Source organism: Bradyrhizobium sp. MOS001 (assembly GCF_004634465.1).
In the GTDB taxonomy this organism is placed as follows: domain Bacteria; phylum Pseudomonadota; class Alphaproteobacteria; order Rhizobiales; family Xanthobacteraceae; genus Bradyrhizobium; species Bradyrhizobium barranii.
Map to the genome: position 1 here is coordinate 1 of NZ_SPVJ01000102.1, position 6,748 is coordinate 6,748.

Genomic DNA, 6,748 nt, shown 5'->3' on the forward strand with positions numbered 1-6,748 from the left:
TCAGCCCCTCAATCGAGGTCTCAACTTGAAGTGTTGCTCCGACATCTGAGACCTCCTTAAGCGTGCACGCGCGACGCCACGTGCCGTCGATGGCCATCACTTGCGCGGGCAACGGATGCTCGAAGGTGACCCTTCGGTCTTCTTGCTGTTTTTCTGCGGGCATCGGGTAAACGGAAGTGGTCCCGCAGTTATATTTCCGATCAACTAAAAGATAGCAACCGCGGTCGGGAAAAGTTGGCAAATTGGGATCCGCTTGGGACACCGAAATTGAAATGAAATACGAGCAGCGTCCGTGAAGTTGCAAGCAGGCCAGTGCCGGCTTACTTCACCTCCATTGTCTGCTCGTTCCTCGCGAGAGACGCCAGTCTATCCAGTTGGCCGGCCAAACCGACATAGGTTCGGGCGATGTTTCTCAGGGCGGTGGCGCGGTCCTTGGAGATGCCGCTCGCGGAAGAGAGTCTCTTGTAGTGGTCAGAAAGTCTCTTGTAGTGATCCGCATGTTCGCGGCACTCAGCAATGTTGTGGTCGAGAGGGGCGGCCGGCACGATCGAGGGCGAGGAACGCATACGTTACTCCGATATGACAACGGTAGAGAGACGGCCCCGGCTCCAAGGGCTCAATCCAGCAATCAACACGTCGTGCTGGGACGCATCCATCGCTAATCCCGGCGGAAAATCTGGCCCCGCTCGGCCGCGAGCGCGAGCTCCGTCCATTCGCGCGCAAGCTTCAACCAGCCTTCTCGATCGACCTGGTCGAGGCTCCGAGCCGCCTCCTCGCGACAGTATTGCTGAGCGGAGGCGGCCATCTTATCGTAGTGCGACAACTTCCCGGATAGCTTGGTCTTCATCGATGCCTCGGCGCATAACCCATGCAACACAGACGGTTCGAAAACCCGTGGAATTGCCACTTGTTCCCGCAACCAATAAGTACGGCCAGCGCCTAAGGTCGGACACAAGCCAGTGCCCATTTTTGGAATGATGGCGGGGGAATATTGAGTCGTCGCTGGCTCGCCGGCAGAGCTGGCGGAGCGGCCCCGGCCTACCCCACCCCTGCAGCCGGGGCCGTCTCTCCGCCCTTCGTATCGGAGTAGCGTATCCGTTCCTCGCCCTCGATCGTGCCGGCGGAACACCTCGACCGCATTATCCATTTGGTGATTGACATCACCTTCGATCCCCGCGCGGGCCGCGCGGTGGAACTGCTAGTCAACCTCCAAATGCCGTCTTGATCGCAAGCGCAATCGTCGAAGCCAAAAGCCCTGCAATGATCGCGATGTACAGATCGCGGCTGCTAATGAGGTCGCGCCATTTCATGGACTGTTCCTTCAACGGCGTCCTAGAATGTGGACACTTCGAGCCGCTTTGATACGGCGGCGGCAGCAATTATTTGGCCCTAGGTCGTGTGTCGAATTTTCTTCGGAGACAAAGCACGCTCGATTGCGCGCTCGGCTTCCTCGATTGCAGCACCTTTTGTGGTTGTTTGTCCTCCTATGCGGACAGCGCCGATGGTCGCTGACCACTTCCAGACGTGCCTTCCCAGGCCCTGAACTACCGTGTAATCAACATCCCTATATTTCACGGCGTGCTCCCCGTGCTCTGCGGCGGATCGCCTCCGGCTTCGTCGGATTGGCCTCGAGCTCGTTCGTGCTTTGCCATGAGCTGACCCTTTTCATTCACCGCATTCCAAGCCCGCATTTCCCGGTCGTTGAAAGACCTTTGTCTTTCGGCGTCACGCGCCACCGCCGCCTCCACACCGGCCTGCCTTCGCGCGCTCCTCCATACCAGGTAGATTGCTAGCCCAACGTAGGTGTAAAAAGGCACCAATACGGCTAATGCCCACGCGATGCCTACGAGAAGAACGGCAAACAATACCACACAAAAAATGAGAGCTATCGCGAGGGGCATCGAACTCTCCCTATTGATATGACTGGGAGGTCGGTTTTGTTTCTCGGGTTATCTCGGCCGGCGCAAGGGCGACGATCTGCTCTACGTCGGCAAGGACCGATCACGGCTTCGACGAGATCTCGATGGCGGAGCTCCGGGGGCGCCCGGCATCAAAAGAAAGGGCCCAGCGTTTGCAGCGCTAGGCCCTAAGTCTGCTGCTTCGCGCATCGTGACGTGCGGAAGGCTATATATAAACGCCGAGCATGAAGCGGCGTTCCATGACTTTCAAGATGCACGATCACCACGGTTTCACTGCTCTGGTCGAAGCTTGTACCGTTTATGCAGGTTGCGTTCGGTTGTTCTGACGGCGTACTGAAGGTGGTCGAGATCAGCTCCCTCTCGCACGCTTACTACTAGTGCCCACGCATTCTTTTCACGCTCTATACGGGTGGAGACCACGTACTCACCGTCCGGAAAGGCGCGAATCCGCTGAAGTGCAATAAGCTCCAGATCCTGGGCTATAGGCGTTTTCAATGCGGCGTTCCTTGCCCTATCTCACGTCAATTGCTCGTGCCGACGGGCGTTCCTAAGTCCGCATGAAATCCGCTTGGTGAGCTCGCTTCGCAATTATCGGAACTGGAAATACTCAAAGACAAAGTTGCCGAGGCGCAGCGATCGCGCCCTCTCGAGTACCATCCCCTCAAGCGCGTTGATGAACGTGCGGACGAAACTGATTCACTAGCCTGTATAGGAACTCGATACGCACAGGGTTGCTTAGATCATGCTGAGCTTGTCCCTCAGCTGGCGGAGCGGCCCCGGCTTTACATTCAAACGCCTCCGGCTGGGGCCGTCTTCCTAAAAGGCGATTACCGCGCGAATGGCGACAGCCATCTCAGTGAAGCCCGATCATTGATGGGCGGCGGCTCCCGACCATGCGACCATGTTCAATTCGGGTGCCGACTACGCGACTGTCTGACCGTATCCGATACAACCCGATCATAAGTTTCTAGCGCCGCTTCGGTTGCCAGCTTCACCATCGCTCGGTAAGCGGCGTCATTCGCTTGCGTGAAGCTATCACGGATAGCTGCCGCGAGTTCTTCCTCGCTAACCTCCAAGCGTTTGAACACAGTGCGTCCGGTGAGCTGTCCATGAAGATTGAGGCGATATACTTTCGCCGCAAGTTGCCAGGCCAAATCTTCGAGATTCAATTGTTCGATCATCACCACACGAGACCGCGGCGCATGGAACTGTCGGGCCGCAGCTGACCAAATAGCGCATGCACATGAACGAAAAAACCAACCCACGTTAGAAATAACTATCACTGCAAAATGTCTGGTAGCGCCCCCAGCCGGGAGTGCTAGGCCGACGGCAGCCCCCAAACGAAAACCCGTCGACTTGCGAGCCGACGGGAGTTTGCAGATAGCGCGAGGCGGACACCTATCGCTTCGCCTTGGCCGCACGAGAGGCCCCGTCAGCGAAGGCGCTGGCCAGGGGGCTTTCGAAGCGAATGAGCCGGTCACAAGTTTCCCCAGTACCTGATGAACGATCGAATACTAACTTGTTTGATCCGGCGTCACGATCAGGTGATCCCGGGCTGTGAACTAGCTCACAGTCGAGAGTCCTCCGACCGATGATAGTCGTTTAGAGCGGGAAAGGTGTTCCCGCGTAGAGCATCAGCGAACAGTACCGCCCGTTTTTGATAACGGAGACCACTATGTGGAACGCGGGATTTCGCATCGAAAGCGACAGATCAAGGCACGTTGGGTCGACCCACCCTCACGGCGGGCCACAGCACGGGCCTCGGGCTGCACGGGCCAGCTGGAAGAACTTGCTGGCAATGATCCGGTCGCTGCTCATCGGCGGCCCGCATCGCAACCCGGAAGGATTGAAGGGATGGATCACCTTCGGTTTCCAATATCGCGTATTGGTGCCGCGGTGCACTATCGCGCTTGTTGCATTCCTACTGCTTGCCGTTCCTCCTTACGCCTGGCTGAACGACCATCCCGCCTCTTCGCCCCATTGGATTCTCACGACCTTGGGGTTCTTGGCTCAGCTTGCGAAGGCGTTCGCCCTGCTGTTTCTCGCCGGCTATGCCTCCCTACTCAGCCTCAGACTCGCGATCGATATCCTAAACTTTCGCAGCTTTGGCCGCGTCATGGCCGCAATGGCGCTTCCACTTGGCGTGATGGTGGTCGCGACGTACCTCCTGTTCTTCAACGATCAAGGGCGCGAACTTAGCCTCGGTCTGATCGACTACAATATGGGTCAATTCGCCCTGCTATTCTTTGTCCTAATCTATTGGGCCGGGAACGCGTGGCTGTCGGCGCGTGTGGGACTAAATCGGGCCTTTTCACAGCCGCAACACCATGAGATCCTCCTGTTCTGGGGACCTCGCTTCGTGGGCGTCATCGCGCACTACCTCGCGGCCTGGAGTCTGTCCTTTGCTGCGCTCAAAGAGACGACCCCTCCTGATCTGGTCTCAAATGTTGTGGTGTTCCTAGCTGCGCCTTGCGCGGTCCTACTCGCAATCCTTCTTGTATGGTTCCTCGAGCATGGGCTGTTGCCCCACAGGGGCAACTCCAAAAAACGAACTCGTGCATTTATCCATGCGTTGTTGGTTGTCTTCGGTTCCGCGGTGTGGCTAACAATTATTCCGGCCGCACTTGTTCGGGCGACTCTGGCAATTTCGCTCTCCGTGTTCGTCTTTCTAAGCCTGATCAGCTGGCTGCGTAGCAGGCCGCCGCTAGGCGCCGGGGCGTCGCGGGAACGGAGGCAACTTGATGCTCTCGCGGAAGCGCGGACCTCGCGGATATGCGGCTTGGGCTTCGCGGCAATCATGGCCCTTGGCACAACGGCAATCTGGATCAACCCAATGTGGGTTGGCCGCCAAATGGGATCTCTGGTCATTGCGTTCTTTGCGTTCGGTTCGTTTCTGTCCGGCGCCAATCTACTGGATCTTACTGCAGATGCTCTGGCGCGCGAGTGCACACGGAGAGGTTTGGTTTCGGTCCGCAGAGAGACTGTGTGGTGCTTTTTTGTCGGGCTTTTAGTGATGCCCGCGGTACTGATGTCGGCCACCCGGACATACCACCCTGTTCGACTTTGCGGTCAATGCGAGCCCGCGACGTACGAACAGCGGCCCGACGTGAAGGTGGCGGTTAAGGCATGGTATCAGCAGGCTGAGCCGATCTACCATTCGCTGCATCCCAAGGAAGAGCCTGTTCCGCTGTTCATCATCGCGACAGCGGGCGGTGGGATCCGAGCGGCCTATTGGACTGCGACGGTACTCGAGACACTCGAGGCGGACTTGAACAACGACGCCGTCAAGAATGCAATTGCCGCCAAGCTGGGGCACCCCGGCAATGACGGGCTACTGCGCCACCTGCTGTTCGCAATTAGCGGCGTCTCTGGCGGAAGCGTCGGGGCAGCCGCTTACGCCGCGGCGGTCCAGAATCGTTTGGAACACAACGACGCAAAAATCGAGCCGACGACATATTTCAAAGACGATCTTCTCGGCCCCGGGCTGGCAAGCCTCGCCTTCATAGACATTCCATCGAACTTCCTTCCAGATTTCGGACAGATCGACCGCGGCGCGGCACTGGAGCGAGGCTTTGAGCATGCAAGCGGCGAGCTCTTGTCTCAACCTTTCAACAGCTTCTTTCCGCAGATCGCGCCTGGGCAAAGCCCATTGAAATGGCGTCCGGCTCTCCTCCTCAACGCAACACATCAGGAAACGGGACGACGCGTTATTACCAGCCATCTCACGATCGATAGGGACACCTTCGTCGACAGCTACGATGCAATCAGCATGTTAGGGTCCGACGTTCGCCTTAGTACAGCCGCCCACAACAGCGCACGATTCACCTATATCTCTCCGGCTGGCGATCTGATCGATCGTGACGGTAACCCTCATGGGTTCGTTATCGACGGTGGTTACTTCGAAAACTACGGCGCGCAGACGGCGGTCGAACTCGCACGCAAGGCTAAGGAGGTGATGGGTGGCTCAATCAGGATCGTTATCCTGCAGATCAGCAGCGATCCTACGATGGTCGTAGACCAAACGGTGCGCGAGCCATGTGCGGATCACAACGGCGAGGTCCTCGATTCATACCCAGCTCGGCCTCATTGGTGGAATCTATCACTTTTCAATGAACTGAGTGCGCCAATGATTGGGATCACGTCGGTTAGAGAAGCGCACGGCTTTGCCGCCGTCAGCGGCCTTGCCCACCTTTGCTGTGAAAATTCATCGAAAGGCGCGCTCGATATCGGCGATGCAGCCGCCCTCCTTTCAGCTGCCGAGCGGCCCAAGTTCTTTCATCTCGCCATGTGCGAGGACCAGAAATCAATCAAACCGCCACTTGGATGGGTACTCTCCGACAAAACGCGCGGCGGGTTCAATAGCCTACTGAAAGGCAAGGATAACGACTGTGGCAACAAAACGCAGTACGACAAACTCGTCGAGACTCTGGGTCGACCGACAAGTCTAGGGGCTTCCAGCAAGGTAGCTACGGTTCATCCTTGATCTCGTCCGCGTTGGAACGATCACACGCACGACCGCGACTAAGCAGAGGCGGTCCCCTGCTGCTGTTTGGTGGGGGCGGCATCGCAAGGGGACGAGTTAGGCCACCATGCAGATTCTGGCGGGTGCCGCTTTCTCACCATAGCTTCGCAATCACGAAGTAATCGCAAATTGGGACGCGGGTCGTCATCCTTCGACAAGTCGAGGAAGCGGGCTTGGGCGGCCTCGAAAAGGTTGACCAACTCCGGTGTGCTGATTCCGCTCGATGTCGCCCACCATTCCAGAATGATCTCGCCCACCGTTCCGATTTGATGTCGCCCACCATTCCGAGATGATCTCGCCCACCATT

The 6,748-nt window shown here is 57.6% G+C and carries 5 protein-coding genes and 1 pseudogene; 1 reads left to right on the plus strand and 5 read right to left on the minus strand.

Annotation, left to right across the window (positions count from 1 at the left end):
- The 5 genes and pseudogenes from CT676_RS44970 to CT676_RS42655 form a co-directional block, all read right to left on the minus strand.
- Positions 1-241: pseudogene (locus CT676_RS44970) on the minus strand (hypothetical protein); the annotation flags it as partial.
- Positions 242-320: 79 nt separating this feature from the next.
- Complete coding sequence (locus CT676_RS42640; protein WP_135217245.1) at positions 321-566, minus strand: hypothetical protein; 246 nt, start codon at positions 564-566, stop codon at positions 321-323.
- Between the two features lie 92 nt (positions 567-658).
- Positions 659-847 (minus strand): hypothetical protein, encoded by a 189-nt coding sequence (locus CT676_RS42645; RefSeq protein ID WP_135217246.1) that lies wholly within the window; start codon positions 845-847, stop codon positions 659-661.
- Between the two features lie 724 nt (positions 848-1,571).
- Positions 1,572-1,901, minus strand: a complete 330-nt coding sequence (locus CT676_RS42650) for a hypothetical protein (RefSeq protein ID WP_135217247.1) — start codon at positions 1,899-1,901, stop codon at positions 1,572-1,574.
- A 923-nt stretch (positions 1,902-2,824) separates the two neighbouring features.
- On the minus strand, positions 2,825-3,100 hold the full coding sequence (locus tag CT676_RS42655) for a hypothetical protein (RefSeq protein ID WP_135217248.1): 276 nt from the start codon (positions 3,098-3,100) through the stop codon (positions 2,825-2,827).
- 617 nt (positions 3,101-3,717) lie between these two features.
- Here CT676_RS42655 and CT676_RS42660 point away from each other — a divergent pair.
- Entirely contained in the window at positions 3,718-6,402 is a 2,685-nt protein-coding gene (locus CT676_RS42660; protein ID WP_167768346.1) for a hypothetical protein, read from the plus strand.
- Positions 6,403-6,748: the final 346 nt, after the last annotated feature.